Below are 17,631 nucleotides of genomic sequence, written 5' to 3'. Positions count from 1 at the left end.
CACCTTGTGCGCTGAGGAAGACCCGAGGCGACAGCCTTGAGTGGATCCATCGTGAAATAGGATGTCCTTCACTGTGGCTGTCTGGCCGCACCCGACGCCGATTGCTGCCCGAGGGAGCTTGCCCAGTGCCACGACGAGTGACCGAAGACGAAGCCGTCCAGGCAATGCTTGACCGGGGAACGCGCCCGCTGGAACCCTTCCCCGGCACTCAACTTCCATGGAAAGGCCGCTGCCTGACCTGCGGTGAGGTCAGTTCACCGCGCTACAACGACGTCGTCAACAAGGGGACCGGCGTCTGCGGCAAAACGTGCCGGTCACGCAAGATCGCGGCCAAACTCACCCGTGATGGGGCGACGGCTGCTGCTGTCATGCTCGATTGGGGCTGGGATCCACTGGAGGACTACCCGGGTGCCGGGAAACAGTGGGCCGCCAGGTGCGTGCACTGCGGCGTAATCAAGCCGAAGAAGCTGGCGCACGTCCAACGAGGCCGCGGCGGCTGCACCAGCTGCGCCGGACGCGACATCACCGACGAAGCGGCGCGACAGTTGATGGCCAAAGCGGACCTGCAGCCACTCGTCGACTATCCCGGCTCATTGCAGCCCTGGTTGTGCCGTTGCCTGCGCTGCGGACACATCGGAACCCCCACCTACGCCAAGGTCCGCACCCGCGGCCACCAATGCTGGTCGTGCCGCTCGGAAAAGATCGCAGATGCCCTGCGGCTCGACGAGGAAGAAGCCATCGCCAGCATGCTCGAGAAGGCACTCGACCCCCTCGTGCCCTATCCCGGCAGCACGGAACTCCCCTGGAAATCCCGCTGCATGACCTGCGAAACGGTCCTCGACCCCGGGCCGACGCTGCACAACATCCGTGGCACGCAAGGCGGCTGCCCCACCTGCGCCGAGCGCGGCATCAATCCCGCCAAACCCGGCTACCTCTACCTCGTCGTCCACAACACCCACCAAGCCCTGAAGTGGGGCATCGCCAACACCGAACAACGCCTGTCCCAGCACCTCTCCCAGGGCTGGGAGATGAACGCACGTTGGGACTTCGACCTCACCAGAGACGCATGGGCCTTCGAGCGCCAGGTGAAAGCCTGGGTCCGAGGCCAAGGGATCCCGAGAGCACTGAAAGCCGACGAGGTGAAATACCGAGGCCATACAGAGACCGCCTTCCTCTCCGATGTCAGCCTTCAACTCGTCCAGAAATACATCGAGTCCTTGATAGGCCGCAGCCCAGACGTGCCGCCAAAGGCGTAGCTCACTTAGAGGTCCTAACAGAAGTGGTTGATCATGTGACTGTTGGCTTGTCTGCTCGTTGGTCTGGTTGTGGGGAAGAGACAGTCGCGGCCGTGGCTCGTGTCGGATGAACTGTGGGCGCTGATCGAGCCGTTGCTGCCCAAGCCAGGGCCGAAACTGGTCGAGGGCAGGCCGCGGATACCCGACCGGCAAGCCCTGTGCGGGGTCCTGTTCGTGCTGCACACCGGCATCCAGTGGGAGTACCTGCCCCAGGAGCTGGGCTTCGGTTCGGGCATGACGTGCTGGCGGCGTCTGGCCGCGTGGAACGAGGCCGGTGTGTGGGACGAGCTGCACCTGGTGCTGCTGAAGAAACTGCGGGTCGCGAAGAAGCTGGACTGGTCCCGAGCGGTGATCGACTCCTCCCACGTGCGGGCGGCCCGACGCGGCCCAAAAGCGGACCCAGCCCGGTCGACCGCGCGAGGCCCGGCAGCAAGCACCACGTTCTCACCGACGGGCGGGGCATCCCGCTCGCGGTGTCGCTGACCGGCGGCAACCGCAACGACGTCACCCCGTTGCTGCCCCTGCTGGACAAGGTCCCGGCCGTGTCCGGCGTCGTTGGCCGGCCCAGACGCCGACCCGACGCGATCCTCGCCGACCGCGGCTACGACCACGACAAGTACCGGCGCCTGCTGTGGCAGCGCGGCATCCGCCCGGTCATCGCTGAACGAGGTCAACCCCACGGCTCCGGCCTGGGTGTTTTCCGGTACGTGGTCGAACGCACCATCGCCTGGCTGCACGGCTTCCGCCGACTGCGGATCCGCTGGGAACGGCGCGACGACATCCACGAAGCCTTCCTCGGCCTCGCCACCTGCCTGATCACCCACCGACACGTCCAACGCCTTTGTTAGGACCTCTTAACGGCGCCATCCCGCTGCGCCAGTACGCCATGCCCTGTAAGCGGCCGACCATGCCGCACTCGCCACCGAGCCGCGGCGGGCGCCGGGGCATACGGATGCCCGGCACATGGACTACGTCGCGCCAGGGGTCGGCAGCCTGCCGGTTGCCCAGGGGCAGGTCGCCCATCCCTGATCGAGGACCGGGTTGCGGGCGCCTTCGTGTCCGTTGAGGCATTCGTTGAGAGCCCAGGTGGAGCGCTGGGGGTCGGCCGCCCGTTTCAGGAGCAGAGAGCTGGGTGTGGTGTCGGTGAGGGTCACCAGGCGTTCGACTTCGTGGGCCGCGACGACCGTGGTCGGGATGTCGGCGGTGGGCAGGTCGAGGTGGGGCAGGTTGGCGTTGGCGACGGGGAACGGTTCAAGGGTGACGATCAGTGCCTGGCGTGGACGGTCGGCCGGGATGCCGGCGAATGCCGGATGGCGCTGGTCGATCTGGGCCGAGGTGGCGTTGACCTGGCGGAAGGCGCGGGCGAGTTTGCTGTCGGTCTCAGCGACTCCGAGTTCCAGGCCGAGCCGGGCGTTCTCGGTCGGCATCATGGACTTGACCTCCACGAGCAGCACTTGGTCGTGGAGACGACGATCCAGTCGACGCTTTGCAGTTCGTTGCGCTTGACCCGGTACGTGATCTCCGGGAGGACATAGGCGTCCGGTATCAGGCGGAGCTGGCGGCCGACGTACTCCTCGAAGAGGTAGCCGGTCTCCTGCAGGAAGTCGGGTCCGAAGTGCTCGCGTCCTGTGTGGTAGATGCCGGGCGGCGTCGCTTTGCGCCAGACCAGCTGGGGCGAAGGGCACAGCAGGCCGGGTCCGAAGTCGGTGACCGCGGGCCGGCCGAGCAGCGGGTTGTATGTGAAGCGCCGCAGCTGGGCAGCTTTGCCGCCGGCCACCCTCGCCAGGTTGTGCGTGGTCCGTTTCTCGGCCGCTTTGACGGAGGCCACGTCGGTGGCGAAGTGCCGTTCGACGACATGCAGCACCGTCTCCCGGCCGACGACCGGTTGAACGTCTCCCCTTCCGAGCTGTCGAAGATCGCGGGATCGAAACGCCCGGCGTTGAACAGCGCACATCCCCACAGCAGCTGAGCGGTGCCGACGTAGTCGGGCAGCGGGCAGCCGAAGACTTCGGTGTCCCAGCCGGGGACCATGCAGCGGGGTTGCCGGTGTGCGGGGAACGGTGTGTGCAGGTACAGCGCGCCGGTACGGGCGAGAGTGGCGAACTCCGGGGCCTGGAAGGGCATCTGCTCGCCGCCCAGGCGCATCATGAAGTCCCGCAGGCGGATCGGATCCTCGTCGGTGCCGTGCAGGGTGGGTTCCTTCAGGCTGGAGTACGCGGCCAGGATCTCCAGCAGATCGCGTTCGGTGGCTTCGGAGCGCAGGTGCTCGGTGCCGTAGGCCAGGCTGACGCGGGCCGCGTCGGCCAGCGCCCAGGGCGTGTACTTCAGAGAGGGACTTTCCAGCCAGGGTTGTGGCCGCTCGGGCGTGCTGTACCGTGCCGCCGCTGCGGCGATCAGGGGCAGCAGCGAGCTGGGACGATGACGCCGGATGCGCTGACGGTATTCGTCCTCCGTCACCAGCCGGTCATACAGGTACGCAGCCATCCCGCCATGATCCTCGCCGCAGATAGATTGTTCGAGCGGTTTCTCCTGGTCGGTACTGAACGCGCGTATGTTCCGGGCAGCATCCGACTGGAGCGGATTGCCCGCTCTCGCGACCGGCGCAGGTCAGGCTGCCGTCGGCCCTCAGAGTTGTTTCTCGGACTGGGCGCCAGCGGATGATCCTGGCCGTTCCTCTTGCCAGTCCTTGTCTCTGTGGGCCGCTCAGCGAAGGTCGGCTACTTGTCCGGCCGGGGGCCGGCACTGGCGTGGTAGAAGGCTCGCGCTTGCTTGACGCGGTCCCGGGAGGTGCCATGCTGCGCTCCCTCGACGTTCAGCGGTGGGTGCAGTTGGGAGATGAGTTCCTTCTCCAGCGGGACGGGGTCGGGGTTCTCGGTCCAAGTGAGGGTGAGGTGGTGGTGCATCCAGTGGGTAAGGCGCTGTTCGTCCTTGGGAATCAGGACGACGCGGTCGGTCCAGGTGGTGCGGTAGCTCTCAACGGCCATGAGGAGTCCGGCCAGGGTTCGACGCAGGGTGGACCGTCCGGAGTCCTTCAGGTGGTTGGAGACGACGCGGGACCGCAGCCGGCGGGCCTTGCCCAGGTAGAGCAGCCGCAGTCCGGCATCGCCGGTATTGACCGGTCCGGGGAAGAAGTCAAGGACCTCGGGCGGCGCCCACCAGGCGTACATCCCTGCGCTCCTGGGCAGGGCGACGGCTGCGCGATCGAGGGTCTGGGGGGCGGAGAGTAGTTCGGCTGTGGCCCGTTGGACAGTCGCGTCGTCGAGCATGGGCGCACCCTAGACGCGGCTGAGCGGATCTGTCACCGCCTGCGGCATCACCCCGCGGCTTGATCAGGCAGGCGGCTCAGGGGGCGTGCCTACCTGCGAGTTCATTTCTTCGGCGCGGATAGCGGGCGTGGTGCGCCACAGGATCGTCCGCCGCCAGGGCCTGCACGGCGCGTCCGGAACCGGCGGGGACACGCTGCACAGGCGGGCCATGTGCGCAGTCCGCGGCGGGGAGGCCACGCCTCGCCGCCGCCCTGTGCAGAAGAAGCCTTTCGGGGGCAGCGCCTGCGGTGAACAGGTCCAGCAGGGCCGGCCAGTGACCGTCGGCGGCCCCGGCGCGGGCACCGTGCCGGTGGTGCCGGAAATTGCGTGATCACCATCGGCCGCTTCTCACGGGCGATCCAGCCCTTCGTCCGGGCCAGTTGCTGGCGCGTTATCGCTAGCGGCTTCCGCCATGCCGTTATAGCGTTGTGATCAGCAGTCGTGGTTCCGAAGTTCCGTTCGCCCGTGATCGCCATCACGGGCGTTCTTGCTGTTCAACGCCTCTCCGGACCAGGGCGATCACCTCCCGTGCGTGCAGGGTGCACGCCCGGTTTCCCTCGAAGGAGACAGTCATGGCCAAGGGCACAGTGAAGTGGTTCAACAGCGAGAAGGGCTTCGGCTTCATCGAGCAGGAGGGCGGCGGCCCCGACGTCTTCGCCCACTACTCCAACATCGCCGCCCAGGGTTTCCGTGAGCTGCAGGAGGGCCAGAAGGTCGAGTTCGACGTCACGCAGGGCCAGAAGGGCCCGCAGGCGGAGAACATCCGCCCCGTCTGATCGCGCGCCTCGGTAAGGGCCCGGCATCCCGGCTTCGGGACGCCGGGCCTGACTGTCTGTCGGAGTGGTCAGCGGGCGGGAGCCGATCGGCGTCTCGGGTGGGCCCCATGAGCCACTGTCAGGAACAGCGAGCGGTACCGCTGATGCGCCGGCACCAGACAGGTGCAGGGACGCTGGTAGGGGGTGGCTTCACGGGAGTCTGGCGGATCGGGTCCAACTCGGCAACTGACCGCAAACGTAGAGGAATCGTGTGCGGAGAGTTGGTCTGACGAGACGTCATCCTGTGGTGGGCAGGTGCGATGACGGACGGTTGCATCCTGTGAGGTGCTGGCCAAGCACTCGGGCAAAGGAGTTACGACCCACCAGACCGTTTGTGTTTCCGTGTGCAGTCGATCACATCAGGGCAGGTCGCACTCGTTTCTTGCGGGGTATCGACACCAGGATGCCTGCGGCGCGGAATGGTGGGCGTTTATCGGTGAGTGAAGCCACCGAGTTCCCGGGTATGGGCCTTTGACCTGCGGAAATCCGCCAGCCGAAGAGGTTATCCACAACATGTGGAGCGATGTGCGCCCGAAATGGTGCAACGGTCAAAAGACCGTGTGCGTTTTGGCATGAACGCAAGAAACCCTGATCTGTATTCCCGCAGGTCAGGGTCTTGGTCCGGAGTGCCCCCGGCAGGATTCGAACCTGCGCACACGGCTCCGGAGTCTTTCCTTGGATGGCGGAGGTGTGGCGCTGCATCAGGGTGCGTCCAAGACTTCAGTGGCCAACCGCAGGCAATGCAATCTTACCCGAACTCCCCTCAAGGGGGCACCCCTTTTGGTGTCAGTCGCAATCCGGCATGCCTCCTTCTGGGGGTAGTTCGCCGATGGCAGACCAACTTGAGTCGGAGCGGACTGGAAATATCCGGCAGGAGCATGCCAACCTTGATCATGTCGGCGCGAGAGGCTGTTGGGAGTTTCACAGGATGAGCTGCCCGATGCTTCGCACATGGCTGCCGGTGTAACCGGAGTGCCGGTCCTCCTGTGTCGCTTGCGCTAGTGGCGCTTCGCGACTGGGCCTTGAAGGGTAAGTCGAGCTTCCCTGCGGGCTTATAACACGGAATCCCCGGTTACCGAAACCGGGGATTCTCCGGAGCATTGAGGTGTTCGTCGGCGCCAATGCCGACAACGCCTTGCCGTGCAGCAACCGCGCCCCCTAAGTAGAGGAGTTTCCGCCCGTGTCTGTTGCCGTTGTTGTTGAGAGGTTCCTGTTGTCGGATCAGCAGCGCGATGCCCTGCTGGACTGGATTGGTCAACGCCCACGGGGCGAACGCCCGTTGCGTGCATTCCTGTCGTCCATAGCCTTTGCGGCGCTGAGGCCGCAGGAGGCGCTTGCGCTGCGGCTTCGTGATGCGCATCTGCCCGATGAAGGCCCTGGCGATCTGGTGATTCACCCTCGCCGTCTCGGCGGTAGAGACGGGGAAGCGGAGGACGCAGGTGCCCCGCGGGTCGTTCCTGCGTGCCCGGAGCTCGTAGACATCCTGAGGGCGGAGGCTGCCCACCGCGGTCTTCGCCCCGATGACGCACTGTTCACCCGCGATGACGGTCGCCCCCTGGCCGGCGAGGACTACCGCGGGGCATGGCGCGAGGCGCGGGAGGCGGTCCTGGAGGTACACGAGATCGACTCGCCGCTCGGCAGGAATGTCTCCGACCTCCGAGACGCCTGCATCTCAACCTGGCTGAGCGGTCACCGCACCGCCTTGGACGTCTTCAACGTGGCTGACCGTGTCGGCGTCAGCGCTTCCTCACTTGCCCGGCGCTTCCCGCACTGCTTCCAGGCATCAGGTGCGGATGCCAACGACCTCATTGAAGCCGCCTTCGCCATCTCGGACCTGGACGGCGAGCCGACGCGCGCTGGCCGGCTTCCGTAGCGGTACGTCGATCTGCGGCTTGACCGCGAATCTCATCGCCTCTTCAGCATAGCCCGCGGACGACGCGGGAGCCTCGTGCTCCACCCGCCCGCAGTCCACGCCTCTAACACAGGACCTCCCATGCCTGAGTATCCGCTCCCTGCCTGTTCAACCGCACTGGACCACACCAGTGCCGTCCGTCAAGCGTTCCTGAATGTCAGGGACGCCGCCGAGTACCTCGGTTTGTCGCCTCACACCCTGTACGTCTGGCGGCACCGGCGCCAAGGACCGCCCAGCTTTCGCATGGGGCCGGGCGGCCGTGTCATGTACAGGATGGAAGTGCTCGACGCCTGGATCCGCGAGCAGGAGCAGGCCGACTCGCGCTCCAACGCCGTCCTGAGCCCTCTGGATGCGGCACCGCAGACCCGCTCCGACTACACCGCGAGCGCCTGACGCACCAGCTCGCTACTGCCCCATTTGACCTGCCAGTAAGGGAAGTATTTGGCCGGCTACATCGAAGACCGCTGGATCAAGAAGAAGAAAGACCCCGTCACCGGCAAGCGGCAACGCACCGCCCGCTATGGCAAAGGCTCCCGGTACCGCGTCGCCGGCATCCCTGGCGTCCGGGACAAGTCGTTCGACACGCTCGAAGACGCCAAAGCGTGGCTGCGCTGGAGAACGAGTGCTCGCCGCGTTACGCCCGGCAGATTCTCACCTCGCTCTCGAACATCTTCGAGACCGCCATCGACGATAAGCGCCTGGCGCGCAACCCGATGCGGGCCAAGTCCGTGCGCTGGCCCAAGGTGCCGGAGGACCAGCGGGAAGCCTGGTCGCTGGAGACCGCGCTGCGCGTACGGGACGCGATCAACGCGCGCTACCGCATTGCGGTGGTGGTCGCGCTGGGCTGCGGTCTGCGGCAGGGCGAAGTGTTCGGCCTGTCTCCGGAGGACGTCGACTTCGCGCGCGGGGTTCTGCGTGTCCGCCGCCAGGTACAACTCCTCCACGGGCGCTTGTACTTCACCTTGCCGAAGGGCGGCAAGACTCGCGTCGTCGACATGCCTCCGTCGGTCGCTGCGGCGCTGACCCAGTACTTCATGGAGTACCTCGCAGTCGAGGTCGAGTTGCCGTGGGGCGGCCCGGAGCCCGATCGGGAGACGAAGAAGTTCCCGCTCGTCGTCACCACGACGTACGGCAACGCCCTTCGCGCGAACGTCTTCAACGTCGAGGTGTGGAAGCCGGCCCTGGCCGCCGCCGGTGTCATCCCCATGCGGAAGAAGGGCGAGCGGTGGAAGGCGTCTCGCAAGGACGGCTTCCACGTGCTCAGGCACACGTACGCCTCGGTCATCCTCGAAGCGGGCGAGTCCGTCGTCACCCTTGCCCGTTGGCTCGGCCACTCCAGCCCTACCATCACCCTGGACTACTACGCCCACTTCATGCCAGAGGCCGGCGGCAAGGGGCGCGGGGCCATCGACGCCCTGCTCGGCTAACCTGCCGTCGTCACCACGGCCGTGCAGACGGCAACCTCCACAACCCACGAAACGGATGGGCACAGCACCTCGCTGTGCCCATCCGTTTCGGCGTTTCAGCCCGAAGGACCACTACGTTCCGTGATCGTCGACGCTCCCAGGCGCCGTCACAGCGGCGGGGCTCTCGCACGCCAGCGCCCACGATCGCAGGGAGAGCGTCCCGAACGGAGCGCGGCTCATTCTCCCCAGATTCTCCCCAGCGGCCTAAAACGCGTCGTCCACGCCTGTGATCGGAGCTGTACGCGCCCAGGACAGCAGCCCTCCACGGCGATTACTCAGAGCCAATCCCGCCGCTTGAAGATGACGTACAAACTGGCACAAACAACCCCCATCAGGGCGATTGCAAAGGGGTATCCGAGCACCCAGTGCAACTCCGGCATGTGACGGAAGTTCATCCCGTAGACCGTCCCGACCAGCGTCGGAGCGAACAGAATCGCCGCCCACGACGAGATCTTCTTGATCTCCTCGTTCTGCTCGAACCCCGCCTCCGCCAGCGCCCGCATCTCCGCGTTCTGCTGCTGTGTCACCAGCGTCGCGTTGACCGTGAGGATCTCGGTGAGGGCCTGGCGGAAGCTGTCGACGCGTTCGCTGGTGTGGGTGACGTGGTCGGCCACGTCGCGGAGGTAGCGCTGGAGTTCCTCGTCCGTGCCGTATTTCGAGAAGCCGGCCATCAGGCCGTGCAGCATGCCGACCAGGGGGCGCGTGGCGCGCTGGAACTCGACCATTTCGCGGGAGAGTTCGTAGATACGGCGGGAGACCGCGGGGTCGCCGCGGAAGACCTCGGTCTCGATCTCGTCGATGTCGATCTGGACGCCCGCCACGACTGGTTCGTAGCCGTCGACCACCGCGTCCAGTATCGCGTAGAGCACCGCCTCCGGGCCGAGTTTGAGCAGCTCCGGCGTCTCCTCCATGCGCCGGCGCACCGCCGACAGGTCGGGTGCCGCGCCATGGCGGACCGTGATGACGAAGTCGGGACCGACGAACACATGCAGTTCGCCGAAGTCGACCTCCTCGGGCGCGTCGAGATAGCGGGCCGCGCGCAGGACGACGAAGAGCGTGTCGCCGTAGCGCTCCAGCTTGGGCCGCTGATGTGCCTCCATCGCGTCCTCGACCGAGAGCGGATGCAGGTCGAACTCGGCGGCCAGGGAGAGCAGCTCGGCCTCCGTGGGGCGGGCCAGGCCGATCCATGCCATGCCGGAGGGCTGGTCACGCAGCTCGTGGTAGGTGTCGGCGAGGGTGGCGGGGGTGGACACCCGCACGCCGTCCCGGTACAGCGCCGCCTGGACGACACTCACCACCTCGGACGGATCCGGCTTCGCGGGGGGCGACGCGGGCTCGGGTGGCTGCGGTGCCGGTGGCTGCGACGGAGTGACGGCTCGGCGCCAGACGGACTTCATGGCTTGCTTCGGGGCGGGGCGGGCGCGTCGCTGGGACATCGCGGCTGCCTCCCGGTCGGTACGACGAGGGCGTGATCACGGAGCAGGATATGCAGGATATACGGGGCGAATGACATGTGTGGGGGTGGCCGATCCGGGATTCGGTGAGAGACGCGGACGGTACCTGTCCGCATGTCTCACTAGCGTGCGCAGCATGACTCAGCGGACCACGCCCACGACGGCGACAGCGACGCGGACCAAGGTGGCGAAGGCGATGACCAGTACACAGCCCGTCCTCAGCACCCGCGCCCTCAACCGCGCCACCCTCGACCGGCAGCTCCTGCTGCGCCCCTCCGCGCTCTCCGCCCTCGCGGCCGTGGAGCATCTGGTCGGCCTCCAGGCCCAGGAGGTCAAGCCGCCGTACTACGCGCTCGCCGCCCGCCTGGACGGCTTCACCCCCGAGGCGCTGTCCGCGCCGCTCGCCGACCGCTCGGCCGTGCGTATCGTCACCATGCGCTCGACCATCCATCTGCACACCGCCGACGACAGCCTCACCCTGCGCCCGCTGATGCAGCCCGCCCGCGACCGCGAGATCAACTACTTCCGCAAGGGGCTCGTCGGGGTCGACCTGGAGCGGCTCGCCGGCATCGCCCGCGAGCTGGTCGAGGACGAGCCGCGCACCATGAAGCAGCTCCGCGAGGCCCTGAGCGCCGAGTGGCCGGACGCCGATCCGCAGGCCCTGGCTGTCGCCGCCCGCTGCTCGCTGCCCCTGGTCCAGGTCACCCCGCGCGGGCTGTGGGGCCGCAGTGCCCAGGTCGCCCTGACCACCGCCGAGCACTGGCTGGACCGCCCCGCCGAGCCGGCCGCCTCGCCCGACGCCACGGTGCTGCGCTATCTGGCCGCCTTCGGGCCGGCCTCCGTGAAGGACATGCAGACCTGGTCGGGGCTGACCCGGATGCGTGCCGCCTTCGAACGCCTCCGCCCCGGGCTGCTCACCTTCCGGGACGACAGCGGCGTCGAACTCTTCGACCTCCCCGACGCCCCGCGCCCCGACCCGGACACCCCGGCCCCGCCCCGCCTCCTGCCCGAGTTCGACAATCTCCTGCTCTCCCACGCCGACCGCACCCGCGTGATTCCGCCCGCGAACCGCGGCCGCACCTGGCAGGCGAACACCTTCCACCGCCCGCTCCTCGTCGACGGCTTCCTCGCGGGTGTGTGGCGCATCATCGGCGACGCCCTCGTCATCGAGCCCTTCGGCAAACTCACCAAGGCCCAGCGCGGGGAGGTGACCGAGGAGGCGGTGCGGGTGATTCAGGTCCTGCATCCTGAGGAGTCGTACGACGTCCGGTTCGGGACCGTCGTCCCTTAGCCGTCCGGCGAGGCTGCTCAGTCCGCCCGGCCCGTCACCGCCACCGTCACTCCCAGGCCGATCATGGTGAAGCCGCCCGCCCCGCCGATCAGCGAAAGGCGCCGGTCCGAGCGGGCGAACCAGGCGCGAGTGGCGGACGCGGTCAGGCCCCACAGGGTGTCCGTGATCAGGCCGATCATGATCGGGACCAGGCCCAGCACCAGCATCTGGAAGGGGACGTGGCCCGCCGACTGGTCCACGAACTGGGGGAGTACGGCGGCGAAGAACACGACACCCTTGGGATTCGTGACGCCGACCAGCACGCCGTCGAGGACCGTCCGCAGGTCGCCGCGGGCCGGACGGCGCGCCGAGGGCGGTTCGGTCGCCGACACCCGCAGGTCCGCGCGGTGCCGGAACGCCTGCACGCCCAGGAACACCAGATACGCAGCACCCGCCAGCTTGACCCCGAGGTAGATCGCCGCGGACCGCTCCACCAGGGAGCCGATGCCCACCGCGACCGCGATCACCAGCAGATACGAGCCGAAGACATTGCCGATGGCCGTCGCCACCGCGGTGCGGCGGCCGTGGGCCAGCGCCCGTCCGATGACGAACAGCACGCTAGGTCCGGGGATCAGGACCACCAGCAGCGACATCGCCGCGAAGGCCAGCAGCCGGTCGACGGACACCATGTCCCTCACCTCCGTATGATCCCGGCCATTCAACCCCGGGTCGGGCGGAGATGGATAGGGGGCGCTGCGGGCCGCTCGTGGAGGCCCGCAACGCCCCCTGGTCTTTCACCTGAGGTGTGCTCAGGAGACCTGGACGACGCTCCCGGTCAGGACTCGACCTGCTCGGTCACCTCGTCCGAGAACGTGGTCAGCCGGGTGTAGACGCCCGGGTAACCGGCCTGGGCGCAGCCCTCGCCCCAGGAAGTGATCCCTGCCAGGACGCCCCCGATGATCAGGGGACCGCCGCTGTCGCCCTGGCAGGTGTCGACGCCGCCGGAGGTGTTGCCGGCGCAGATCATGTCGGACGCGAGGAAGTCCGAACCGTAGGAGCCGGCACAGGAGGAGTCGGACACCGTCGGCACGGTCGCGGTGCGCAGCTGGTTGGAGGAGCTGCCGCCCGAGGAGGTGGTGCCCCAGCCGATGATGCGGGCGGTGGTGCCGGTCGCGTAGACGCCGGTGTCCGAGGAGCCGACGTACGACACCGGTGTGTACGGCATCGAGGTCGACAGGGTCAGCACGGCCACGTCGTTGCCCGCGGTGACGTCCTGGTAGTCCGGGTGGATCCAGATGTCGCTGACCCGGCTGACCGTGCCGTTCGTGCCGTTGCGGTAGGTGCGGCCGCCGACGACCCGGATGCTGCCGGTGCTCTCGCCGACCATGCAGTGGGCCGCCGTGACGACCTTGGTGGCCGAGACCAGCGTGCCGCCGCAGAACTGGCTTTCCGAAGCGTCCGTGATCTGCATCATGAACGGGTACGTGGACGTCGTGGTCGTCGTGCCGCCCACGATGCGCGAGTCGGCGGCCTCAGCGGTGGGGGCGCTGAGCAGAGCCGCCGCGGCCGCGGCGACGGTGGCCGCGACGGCGGCCGTCTTTCTGGCACGGGTGAGCCCGAACAAGGAGACTCCTCATGGGGTTTGCCGGTGGGGGGACGCGCGGGTGTGGGGGGTGTGCACGGGGGTCGCGGGACCGACCCCCGTGTGCCCGGGCGAGCGGCACATCCACAAGGTAGGCCCCGGAAGTTCCCCTTCCCAATGAGGGATGCCCCTAAGGGAGTTGGGCAGGGAAAACCCTCGGTCGTGCCGGCTAAACCCCGCAGACCGGCAAAGACGGGTGAACTTACGTCGTCCGGCGACCCGCCGCCAGTCTGACGATGTCGACCCGCGAGCGGATCCCGAGCTTGCGGTACACGCGGGTCAGCGTCGCTTCGACCGTCTTGACGCTGATGAACAGGCGCGCGGCGATCTCCCGGTTGGTCGCGCCCTCCATGACCAGCGCGGCGACCTGACGCTCCATCGAGGCGAGCCCGTCCAGACCGTCGAGTCCGTCCGGCGTGGCGACGGGGGCGGCCGGCTCTGTCGCCACGGTGCCCGCGGCGGCCGCCGCCTCGACCCGTCGCAGCCAGGGCAGCGCCCGGCAGCGGCGGAACAGCCGGGCCGCCTCCTCGTACGACGTCGGCCCTGGGGCCCCGCTCCGCAGCTGGGCCAGCGCGAAGGCCGCCCGGGCCTCCTCCAGGCCGTACCCCAGCTTGCCGAGCCGGTCCTGAGCCGACGTCAACTGGGCGACGGCGGCTTCCTGTTCGCCGCGGGCCGCGCGCAGCAGTGCCTCGGCCCGGTCCAGCACGGCCAGGACGCTGTCGCGGTCCAGGCGCAGCGCGTGTGCGCGCGTGACGTCGATGACGTCCTGCGCCTCGGCGACCGCTCCGGTGCGCACCAGCGCCTCGGCGAGGTCGCCGTGCCAGCGGCCGCGTGCCGGATCGGTGATGCCGAGGCCCTGCTCCACCTCACGCACCCGGCGCAGCGAACGCACCGCCGCCTGAGTGTCCCCGGCCACCAACTGGGCGTGGCCCAGGGCGGCCAGGGCGCGTGAGACGTACATCTGGTCGCCGTCCTCCTCGGCGTGCTCCACCGCCTCCCGGGCCAGCGTCAGCGCCCGCTCCACATCCCCGCCCGCGGCCTCCGCGAGCGAGGTCAGCACGGCCGAGGCGACCTCGCCGATCCCGGTGTCACGGGCCAGCCGCAGGCTCTCGCGGGCCAGGTCGAGGGCGCGGCCGCAGTGGCCGGAGTGCAGCTCGGTCTCGGCGACGCCGCGCAGGAAGTGCACCTCGCTCTCGACCCAGCCGTGCCGGCGCACCTCGCGCAGCAGCGTCGTGACCGCCGCCCGCGCCTCCGGGAGCTGGTCGCTCATGATCAGCCAGCGGAACCGGGAGTAGCCGGCCCCGTTGTGATGGCAGGCCACCCTCGGATCCTGGGGCTCCTGCAGCGCGCGCCGGATGGTCGCGGGGGCGTCCGGGTGCCCCATGAGGGTCTCGATCTGGGCCTGGAAGGCCAGCGCCATCAGCTCGGTGTAGCGGTCGTCGGCCCGCGCGGCCAGCTCCGCGACGTACGCGGCCTCCCCGCGGGCCTCGTCGAAGTCGCCCTCCACGAGCAGGGCGCGCCAGGTGAGTTGGTAGTGGACCAGCGCCAGCAGCTTGGGATCGTCGCCCGCGTCGGCCAGGGCCTGCGGGAAGATCGAGTCGACCTCGGCCATGGCGTGGCCCGCCGTCTCGATCACCGCGATCCAGGCCCGTACCCGCTCCGCCGGCACGGCCGTGCGCGCGAGCACCTCACGGGCGATGTCCCGGGCGAGGTCCAGTTCGCCGGCGGTGATCGCGTCCTCGGCGGCCTCCAGCCGCAGCACGTCCGGGCTCGGCGCGCCGTCCGCCGGGGTGTGCCGGGCGGCGAGCAGGGACAGCTGAGCGGCCATCGACGGCGCGCCCCGGTCCCGGGCCAGCGCGCCGGCCTCGGCGAGGCGCGCCGCGACCTCCGGGTCGGTTCCGGTGGTCGCCAGCGCCAGGTGCCGGGCGCGTTCGATGGGGTCGGAGGCGGCCGTGGACAGCGCGGCGTGCGCGGCCCGGCGCTCGTGGGCGGGTGCCTCCGCGTACAGCGCGGCGGAGATCATCGGGTGCGCGAACCGTACGGCGGGACCCTCGGGCTCGGTCGCCAGCAGCCCGAGTCCGGCGGCCTGCGCCGTCTCTGCCTCGGCGTTGGCACGGCCGGCCGCGTGCAGCAGTGCCAGCGTGGGGCGGGCGCCGGCGCTCGCGACGAGGAGGGTGCGGCGGGCCTCCTCCGACAGCATCTCCAGGCGGTTGAGCACCAGGGCGCGCAGCGAGGTCGGCACCGGCAGGGGCTCGCCGGGGCGGGGCGGGGTGGCGTTCTCGGCGAGGGCGCGGCCCAGTTCGAGGGCGAACAGGGCGTTGCCGCCGCTGGTGCGGTGGATGTCCCGGACGGTGGAGCGGGGCAGGCCGGTGTAGCCGCGGTGGTCGAGCAGCGCGGACATCTGGGCGCGGGAGAGCGGGCCGAGCCGTACGGCGAGGGTGTCGGGCGGGGACATGCGCAGATGACGGTCGTACTCGTCGTACTCCTCACCCTCGGTCCGCACCGCGCACAGCATCCGCACCGGGGTGTCGCCGAGGCGGCGGGCGGCGAAGCCGAGCAGTTCGGCGCTGGCCGGATCCAGCCACTGCAGGTCGTCGGCGACGACGAGGACGGGCCCGGTGTCGGCGAGGGCGCGCAGGGCGGACAGCACTGCCAGGCGCAGGGCCAGTCCGTCGCGCTGGAGGCTGGACTCGCCGCGGCCGGTGAGTGCCGACTCAAGGGCGGTGCGCTGGGCGGTGGGGAGCCGCCCGGACACCTCGTCCAGGACCAGGCCGAGGAGGTCGGCGAGGGCCAGGAAGGGAAGGTGGGATTCGGACTCGGTGGGCGAGCAGCGCAACACGGTGCGTGCGGCGCCGCCGTATTCCCCGGCCAATGCCCGCAGGACCGTCGACTTCCCAATTCCGGCGGGACCGTGAAGCAGCACGCTGCCGCCCCGCCCGAGCTGCTCACGCGCGGCCGTGAACAGCTCCTGTCTGCCGATGACCTGGTCGGGGCGGCATCTGGCAGGCTCCTTGAAGTCCCGTCGCACGGTCACCGCTCCCCTCCATGTGTCGTGTCCGGGCCAATATTAGGCAACAGTTCTTTGAATTTCGGACCGAGTGCGTGGTGAGGCAAATAACAGCCGGGGAGCATGGGGAAATTCAAAGCACGGATGAATGAATGGGGGGTTGTCGAGGTGGGCGGGACCACCACCGCGTGGCGCGCGGGGGCAGCACCAACGCCGCCGTACCCCCACGGTGCCCACGCCGACAGCACCCGCCCGGCCCCGACCCGCACGACCTCCACACCTCCGCCTCCTCACTCCTGCAAGCCCATCGCTCGGCCCGCGCGCGGGGTTACGCCCCCGGCCCCGCAGGACCTGCGCCGTGTCCTGCCCGCCTGGCCTCCGAGCCGCCCCGGAAACCCACTGCTCGGCCCGCGCGAAGCCCCCGATCGCCGCAGGATCACCGCACTACCCTGGGGCCGATCTCGCCGGGATCACCACTCCGCCCGCAGACCTTCACCGGGCCTCGAGCATCCGTCGCCACGCCCTCGCACGCCACCGCTCGGCCCGCGCGAGCCCCGACGCCCCAACCGCCGCAGGGGACTCCGGGGGGCTACGGCAACACCCCCGCCCGCCGTGCCGCCACCACCGCCTCACCGCGCGTGTGGGCGCCCAGCTTTCGCATGGCCGAGCGCAGGTAGCCCTTCACCGTCTCCGCCCGCAGGCCCAGTCGCTCGGCCGTGGCCGCGTTCGTCGCGCCGGCCGCCACGCACGCCAGGACGTCCAGTTCGCGGGGTGCCAGTCGCACGCCGTGCGGCGCGGGCCCTTCCGCCAGGAGGCCGCACGCGTCCAGCAACTGCGCACGCAGGGCGGGGTCCTCGATGCGCGGCGCCAGGGCGCGCAGGGCCGCGTGCGCCTCGCGCACCTGCTCCCACGCCGGGCCCCGGTCGGGCGGCGCCGGCTGCGGCCGGGCCGCCTCCAGCAGCCCTCGCGCCTCGTCGCGCACCACCAGCGCCTGCTCCACGTCCCGCGCCGCCTGCACGGCCACCGTCAGCGTGCGGTCGCCCAGCGGCTGGGCCGTGCGCAGGGCGCCGTACAGGACACCGCGCACCCGGCGCCGTACGACGACCGGGACCGCAAGTACCGAGCACAGCCCCTCCATGGCGACGGCGGCGTCGTACTCATGGGTGATCTGCCGTGAGGTGGAGTAGTCGGTGACCGCGCAGGGGCGGGCGAGGGCGACGGCCTTGCCGCCCAGGCCGTTGCCGGCGGTCACCGAGACCGTGCGCAGGGAGTCGGTGGCCGTGCCGTTCAGTTCGCTGATGCGCATTTTCCGGTGGCCGGAATCCACCAGCCCGCCGAAGGCGACAGGCAGTCCCGTCGCCCGGCGCAGGCGCACCAGCGCGCTCCTCATCTCCACCGTCTCGGCCGCGTCCACTGCCACGTCTCGCCCCTTCACTGCGGCGTTCCTGGAGCGCACACCCCCGTT

General features: G+C 69.4%; 15 protein-coding genes. 7 read left to right on the top strand and 8 right to left on the bottom strand.

The genetic code is table 11. The features are described from left to right. Positions 1–137 precede the first annotated feature (137 nt). Positions 138–1,256 carry a hypothetical protein gene (locus ACP4J3_RS23880; protein ID WP_426537645.1) on the top strand — a complete coding sequence of 373 codons (1,119 nt, stop codon included), beginning with the start codon at positions 138–140 and terminating at the stop codon, positions 1,254–1,256. Between the two features lie 69 nt (positions 1,257–1,325). Continuing rightward, positions 1,326–2,143, top strand: a protein-coding gene (locus ACP4J3_RS23875) for an IS5 family transposase (protein WP_426537643.1) whose coding sequence is annotated in 2 segments (ribosomal slippage) — positions 1,326–1,655 and positions 1,658–2,143 — 816 coding nt in all. Because the reading frame shifts where the segments join, the coding sequence is not laid out codon by codon here. Positions 2,144–2,263: 120 nt separating this feature from the next. Here ACP4J3_RS23875 and ACP4J3_RS23870 read toward each other — a convergent pair. The 3 genes from ACP4J3_RS23870 to ACP4J3_RS23860 all read right to left on the bottom strand — a co-directional run bounded on the left by ACP4J3_RS23870 (position 2,264) and on the right by ACP4J3_RS23860 (position 4,561). After that, complete coding sequence (locus ACP4J3_RS23870; protein ID WP_426537641.1) at positions 2,264–2,725, bottom strand: hypothetical protein; 462 nt, start codon at positions 2,723–2,725, stop codon at positions 2,264–2,266. Continuing rightward, on the bottom strand, positions 2,722–3,159 hold the full coding sequence (locus ACP4J3_RS23865) for a hypothetical protein (RefSeq protein WP_426537639.1): 438 nt from the start codon (positions 3,157–3,159) through the stop codon (positions 2,722–2,724). Before ACP4J3_RS23865 ends, ACP4J3_RS23870 begins: the two co-directional genes overlap by 4 nt. An 853-nt stretch (positions 3,160–4,012) precedes the next feature. Then, positions 4,013–4,561 (bottom strand): GIY-YIG nuclease family protein, encoded by a 549-nt coding sequence (locus tag ACP4J3_RS23860; protein ID WP_426537637.1) that lies wholly within the window; start codon positions 4,559–4,561, stop codon positions 4,013–4,015. A gap of 611 nt (positions 4,562–5,172) precedes the next feature. On the opposite strand from ACP4J3_RS23860, the gene ACP4J3_RS23855 reads away from it, so the two are divergent. From ACP4J3_RS23855 to ACP4J3_RS23840, 4 genes are all read left to right on the top strand, one after another. Then, entirely contained in the window at positions 5,173–5,376 is a 204-nt protein-coding gene (locus ACP4J3_RS23855) for a cold-shock protein (protein ID WP_020120296.1), read from the top strand. A 1,219-nt stretch (positions 5,377–6,595) separates the two neighbouring features. Continuing rightward, positions 6,596–7,288, top strand: a complete 693-nt coding sequence (locus tag ACP4J3_RS23850; protein WP_426537634.1) for a hypothetical protein — start codon at positions 6,596–6,598, stop codon at positions 7,286–7,288. 120 nt (positions 7,289–7,408) lie between these two features. Further along, positions 7,409–7,720 carry a helix-turn-helix domain-containing protein gene (locus tag ACP4J3_RS23845; RefSeq protein ID WP_426537632.1) on the top strand — a complete coding sequence of 104 codons (312 nt, stop codon included), beginning with the start codon at positions 7,409–7,411 and terminating at the stop codon, positions 7,718–7,720. Between the two features lie 209 nt (positions 7,721–7,929). After that, on the top strand, positions 7,930–8,754 hold the full coding sequence (locus tag ACP4J3_RS23840) for a tyrosine-type recombinase/integrase (RefSeq protein WP_426537630.1): 825 nt from the start codon (positions 7,930–7,932) through the stop codon (positions 8,752–8,754). 314 nt (positions 8,755–9,068) lie between these two features. Here the strand turns inward: ACP4J3_RS23840 and ACP4J3_RS23835 are convergent, their stop codons facing one another. Then, complete coding sequence (locus ACP4J3_RS23835) at positions 9,069–10,229, bottom strand: magnesium and cobalt transport protein CorA (RefSeq protein WP_426537628.1); 1,161 nt, start codon at positions 10,227–10,229, stop codon at positions 9,069–9,071. Between the two features lie 214 nt (positions 10,230–10,443). On the opposite strand from ACP4J3_RS23835, the gene ACP4J3_RS23830 reads away from it, so the two are divergent. Continuing rightward, positions 10,444–11,538 carry a winged helix DNA-binding domain-containing protein gene (locus ACP4J3_RS23830; protein ID WP_426537679.1) on the top strand — a complete coding sequence of 365 codons (1,095 nt, stop codon included), beginning with the start codon at positions 10,444–10,446 and terminating at the stop codon, positions 11,536–11,538. A gap of 17 nt (positions 11,539–11,555) precedes the next feature. On the opposite strand, the gene ACP4J3_RS23825 is transcribed toward ACP4J3_RS23830, so the two are convergent. The 4 genes from ACP4J3_RS23825 to ACP4J3_RS23810 form a co-directional block, all read right to left on the bottom strand. Next, positions 11,556–12,206 (bottom strand): LysE family translocator, encoded by a 651-nt coding sequence (locus tag ACP4J3_RS23825; RefSeq protein ID WP_426537626.1) that lies wholly within the window; start codon positions 12,204–12,206, stop codon positions 11,556–11,558. A gap of 146 nt (positions 12,207–12,352) precedes the next feature. Further along, a complete protein-coding gene (locus ACP4J3_RS23820; RefSeq protein ID WP_426537624.1) occupies positions 12,353–13,141 on the bottom strand; it encodes a S1 family peptidase in 789 nt (262 codons plus the stop codon). A 220-nt stretch (positions 13,142–13,361) separates the two neighbouring features. After that, entirely contained in the window at positions 13,362–16,193 is a 2,832-nt protein-coding gene (locus ACP4J3_RS23815) for an AAA family ATPase (RefSeq protein WP_426537622.1), read from the bottom strand. Between the two features lie 562 nt (positions 16,194–16,755). Beyond that, on the bottom strand, positions 16,756–17,586 hold the full coding sequence (locus ACP4J3_RS23810; protein ID WP_426537620.1) for a response regulator transcription factor: 831 nt from the start codon (positions 17,584–17,586) through the stop codon (positions 16,756–16,758). Positions 17,587–17,631: the final 45 nt, after the last annotated feature.

It is taken from the genome of Streptomyces sp. UG1 (genome assembly GCF_049974585.1).
In the GTDB taxonomy this organism is placed as follows: Bacteria; Actinomycetota; Actinomycetes; order Streptomycetales; family Streptomycetaceae; genus Streptomyces.
The sequence above is the reverse complement of the archived record's forward strand: the minus strand, read 5'-3'. Positions and strand labels throughout refer to the sequence as shown.

Bases quoted from the DNA above. Each gene is read 5' to 3' on its own strand.
- ACP4J3_RS23870 (WP_426537641.1), bottom strand. From the start codon at position 2,725: ATGATGCCGACCGAGAACGCCCGGCTCGGCCTGGAACTCGGAGTCGCT.
- ACP4J3_RS23860 (WP_426537637.1), bottom strand. From the start codon at position 4,561: ATGCTCGACGACGCGACTGTCCAACGGGCCACAGCCGAACTACTCTCC.
- ACP4J3_RS23855 (WP_020120296.1), top strand. From the start codon at position 5,173: ATGGCCAAGGGCACAGTGAAGTGGTTCAACAGCGAGAAGGGCTTCGGC.
- ACP4J3_RS23845 (WP_426537632.1), top strand. From the start codon at position 7,409: ATGCCTGAGTATCCGCTCCCTGCCTGTTCAACCGCACTGGACCACACC.
- ACP4J3_RS23835 (WP_426537628.1), bottom strand. From the start codon at position 10,229: ATGTCCCAGCGACGCGCCCGCCCCGCCCCGAAGCAAGCCATGAAGTCC.
- ACP4J3_RS23830 (WP_426537679.1), top strand. From the start codon at position 10,444: ATGACCAGTACACAGCCCGTCCTCAGCACCCGCGCCCTCAACCGCGCC.
- ACP4J3_RS23825 (WP_426537626.1), bottom strand. From the start codon at position 12,206: ATGGTGTCCGTCGACCGGCTGCTGGCCTTCGCGGCGATGTCGCTGCTG.